This is a genomic window from Geitlerinema sp. CS-897, assembly GCF_028368005.1.
Classification (GTDB): Bacteria; Cyanobacteriota; Cyanobacteriia; order Cyanobacteriales; family Geitlerinemataceae; genus Baaleninema; species Baaleninema simplex.
Genome location: NZ_JAQNCQ010000351.1, coordinates 1 through 4,272, shown reverse-complemented (window position 1 = coordinate 4,272; position 4,272 = coordinate 1). Strand labels below are relative to the sequence as shown.

Here is a 4,272-nt window from a genome sequence, read left to right as displayed (position 1 = left end):
TTACTATGCAAGAAATCGCTTAAACCCTTACAGGGCAAGAGTTTTTGCTAAACTGTATAAAAAGTCTGCTCAAATCGCGAAATTCCTTTCCAGATATAGGCTACAAGCATTTACCCTACACACCAAGGTCGGAAGAGCCCAATTGACGAAATACTCCCTCACCTCAAGGCTGCGGTGCTGGCACTTCCGGATGCAGCACAAAGCCAATTACGTCGGTTAGGCGAACGCCTGAAAAATCGCTACTCAGAAGCTGAAAATCCCTTTGATAATCCAGAGCTAGTGGCGGCGATGGTGGAGGAAGATACTCAGCAAACTGATTTGCCAGATGTTACGGATTATAACGAAATCGCGTCTCAGTTAGCTCGAGCGTTACAAGCTCAACCCCAAACAACAGTCAATATTGAAAAGATTGAAAAAGTCGGTCAAGTCTTTAATGCGCCGATTCACAGTCAGACCAACAACATCACCATTTGACTGAAGCCGCCGGGAAGGGAACCGGTTAACCAACATCCCAACACTGATAAACCTCCCCATAACCTGAGCCGCTACCGTCGCCCGTTACCCGCATTCGTCGGACGTGACGACGCACTGAAACGACTTGACGAGCTGTTTTCCAAAACCGACAAAGTGGCGATTACAGCGGTGGCGGGGATGGGTGGCATCGGTAAAACAGAGTTGGCGTTGCAGTGGGCAAGTCGTCAGTTAAAGCAGAAACGTTATCCCGGCGGTGTCTGCTGGATTGACGTTAAAAGCCGTAACGTCGCCGAGCAAATTGTCCAGTTTTGTCAGATTCAGTTCCAGGCGACGATGCCGGAGGAGTTGACGAGCATCGAAACTCGTCTCGATTACTGTTGGCGGAACTGGGAAAGATGGCAGGCGGGGACGGTATTACTGGTGTTCGACGACGTAGAGCGCGATCGCTTTGCAGAGGACGTTCAGCCCTATTTACCCGTCGATGCTAAGTTTCAGGCGTTACTGACAACGCGGGACGTTTGGTCGGATATCGAGTCGCTGTCGCTAGAGGTTTTGTCTCTGGAAGACGCTCGTAAACTCTTCGCAGTGTATGTCAAAGACGAAACGCGCATGGCTGAAGCATCTGTCGATACTTTGCTAGACGAGTTTCTGGGGCGTTTGCCCTTGGGTGTGGAGTTGGCGGGGCGTTATCTGGCACTGGACGAGTATCTGTCGGTGGCAGACTATTTAGAGGAACTGAAAGCCGAGAAGTTAAAGCACGAGTCGATCGCCGAGCGAGATGCTGAGATGCAATATCCCAACGGCATCGAGGCGGCGATTCGCTTGAGTTGGCGAAAACTGGAAGCTGCGGCGCAGTCGGTGGCGATGCGGTTGGGACTTTACGCCTCCGCACCGATTCCGCTAACAGAGGAGCAGGTGAAGCAGTGGCGCAAACCCTTGAAGGCGTTAGTTAACTTGCACTTGCTCCAGCGTCCGAGTCGAGATGTGGTGCGGTTGCATCCTCTAGTGCGGCAGTTTGTACGGTCAGAGTTGGAAGCGTCGGCGGAGTGTGATGTGCTAAAGCGAGAAGTCGCGGCGGCGGTGACGGAACAGGGCAAGGGGATTCCGTACACGATTACGCGGGAACAGGTGAACGAGTTCGAGCCGTGGATTCCCCACTTACAGGAGGTAGCGGAGACGTTGCTGGACTGGGTGGCAGATGAAGATATCATCTGGTCGTACAGGGGTTTTGCATGGTTTTATCAGGGACAAGGATTCTACGAGATGGCGAAACTTTGTCATCAAAGCTGCGTAAGTGTAGCCAAGCAGCGTCTGGGCGACCGGCATCCTCATACGGCTGCGACCATCAATAATCTGGCAAATTTGTACCTAGAGCAAGGGGATTACAAGGAAGCCGAATTCCTCTTTTCGGAGGCACTTACCATCGCTCGAAAAGCCTTGCCCTCCGACAGCCCTCAATTAGCTAGTCACCTTAACAACTTGGCAAGTTTGTATATGAAGCAAGGAAGATATGAAAAAGCCACGCCTCTCTTCTTGGAGGCACTAGAGATTAAGTGCGTTTTACCCTCTAATCATCCTGACTTGGCAACCGGCTTCGACAACCTGGCAAATTTGTATAGAAGCCAAGGGAAGTATGAGGAAGCCACATCCATGTATCTGAATGCCCTGAGCATTGCTCGCAAAGCCGTGCCACCCAACTATCCTCAAGTAGCGAGCGTTCTCAATGGTCTGGCAAACTTGTATCTAGAGCAAAAGAAGTACGAGGAAGCCGAACCCTTCTCTCTAGAAGCACTAGCTATAGCTCGACAAACCTTACCACCCAACCATCCTCAATTAGCCAGTAACCTTAACAGCCAGGCAAGTTTGTCTGAGCATCAAGGGAAGTATGAAGATGCCAAATCCCTATATTTAGAAGCATTGGCTATAGCTCGACAAACCTTACCACCCAACCATCCTCAATTAGCCAGTAACCTCAATAACCTGGCTAATTTGTACAGAAAGCAAAGGAAATACGAGGAAGCTGAACCTCTATATCTAGAAGCGGTGACCATCACCCGAAAAGTCTTGTCTCCCAAGCATCCTCAACTAGCAACTATTCTCCACAACCTGGCAAATTTGTACCGAGAGCAAGGGAAGTATAAAGAAGCTGAGCCTCTCTATCTAGAAGCGATTAATATTTTTTTCAAAAGTTTGGGAGTTTCTCATCCTAATACATATACAGTTTGGATTCACTGCCTCAACTTCTACCGCGAGGCTTTCGCTGCCGGACTTCCTGACACTCGCCTGCGACAACATCCCCTCGGTGAAACTATCCTCGCGCAACTAAACCATTGACCTACCACTCGGCTATCCTCAAAATAGCGTTATTTCTACAAAACCATGACGATCACAGTTAAGTTAAGTCCAGAACTCGAAGCCAAGTTACAGCAGAAAGCCGCCCAACAAGAGCGAGATATCGACCTAATCGTATCGGAAATGCTGATAAATGCTCTGGAGTGGGAAGAACGAGATTTAGAAGAAGCGATTCGAGGGATCGATCGCGGATTGACAGATTTTGAAGCCGGGCGATCGCGTTGAGGCGATAATAGATAATAGAATATCGAAACGAACGTTAGAACTTCCACATCTCGCCAGATTGCTAAAATACTAAGTGTGAGAACTCTAGGAATCCTCATGACACGAGTAGAACAGATTCAATCAGAAATTGAAGCCCTCTCTCAGGAAGAATTTATACGATTGAGAGAGTGGTTTGCGGAAAAAGACTGGCTGCTCTAGGATAAGCAGCTTGAAGCTGATATCGCAGAGGGAAAGCTAGACTTCTTGCTGGAATAGGCCATGGCAGCTAAAGCCGATTCGGGAAAAACTTGAGAAAGGAATTTAAGAAGTGGATTCCCGATCGCTGCTTGGCTTGCTAGGATCGTTACAGACTTAGAAGAAGGGTTAATACAGATGAAAAGCGAACAAATTTTACAAGCGTTAACCCACCTATCTCGTTCCGAACGTTTTCAAATTGCACGAGAAGCCTTGCAACTGATACGAGACACCGAACAACATCTGACGGATACCGAACGAGAAGACCTACAAACACTGATTGCTGAAGACATCAACCCCATTCGACATCCCTCGCGATTGCTCGCTCCAGACGAGGTTAACGCACAACTGGCTCGATCTCGGGAACAACTCGAACAAGCCGCACAGCAAGCCATTGAAGATTACGCGGTGGGTAGCGAACTGACGGAACCCACCGATCTCGACAGCGAAGACTTTTACGACTACGATTTAGAGGCTCATGCGTCGTAGTGAAATTTGGCTGTACGATCCCAATCCTGCTGTTGGTGACGAGATTCGGAAAATTCGTCCGGCTGTTATTTTCAGTGACGATCGAGTTGGTGTTTTGCGCCTCAAAGTTATCGTTCCCATTACAGACTGGAAGGGGTGCATCTCAATTATGTAAATTCATCGAATTGGGCGCACTCAATTTCCAGATCCCCGGCATCTTGGAGATGCCGGGGATCTTATACGGGAAATGCTAATCGGGAATTTTGCCACCCAAAACTGATGTTTTTGCAAAACTGAGATGCACCCGACTGGAAGTCTCGCTATCGAAATTTTTCTTGGATGGTGAAACTCGAACCGACGGCTGAAAACGGTTTCAGTAAACTCACATTCCGCACTTCAACTTGTAGTACGCCAAGTAGCACGAGAAGGGGATGAAATTAGTCGGGAGTTGGTTAGGGATTAAGACCGAGAAAAAAGAAAAATTCGGGTAAAAATGACATCTTAGAGAAAAATCGGTTG

4 protein-coding genes and 1 pseudogene are annotated in these 4,272 nt (G+C 48.5%); all 5 read left to right on the top strand.

The window, feature by feature from the left end; genetic code table 11:
• Nucleotides 1-174: 174 nt before the first annotated feature.
• Nucleotides 175-474, top strand: a complete 300-nt coding sequence (locus POG22_RS22180; RefSeq protein WP_498907160.1) for a hypothetical protein — start codon at nt 175-177, stop codon at nt 472-474.
• Nucleotides 475-2,808, top strand: a complete 2,334-nt coding sequence (locus POG22_RS22175) for a tetratricopeptide repeat protein (RefSeq protein WP_498907161.1) — start codon at nt 475-477, stop codon at nt 2,806-2,808. It begins immediately after the preceding gene.
• Between the two features lie 45 nt (nt 2,809-2,853).
• A complete protein-coding gene (locus tag POG22_RS22170; protein ID WP_498907159.1) occupies nt 2,854-3,051 on the top strand; it encodes a hypothetical protein in 198 nt (65 codons plus the stop codon).
• A gap of 372 nt (nt 3,052-3,423) precedes the next feature.
• Nucleotides 3,424-3,774, top strand: coding sequence for a hypothetical protein (locus POG22_RS22165; RefSeq protein WP_498907158.1), 351 nt, complete (start codon nt 3,424-3,426; stop codon nt 3,772-3,774).
• Nucleotides 3,764-3,907: pseudogene (locus POG22_RS22160) on the top strand (type II toxin-antitoxin system PemK/MazF family toxin); the annotation flags it as partial. The gene POG22_RS22165 and the pseudogene POG22_RS22160, both read left to right, overlap by 11 nt.
• Nucleotides 3,908-4,272: the final 365 nt, after the last annotated feature.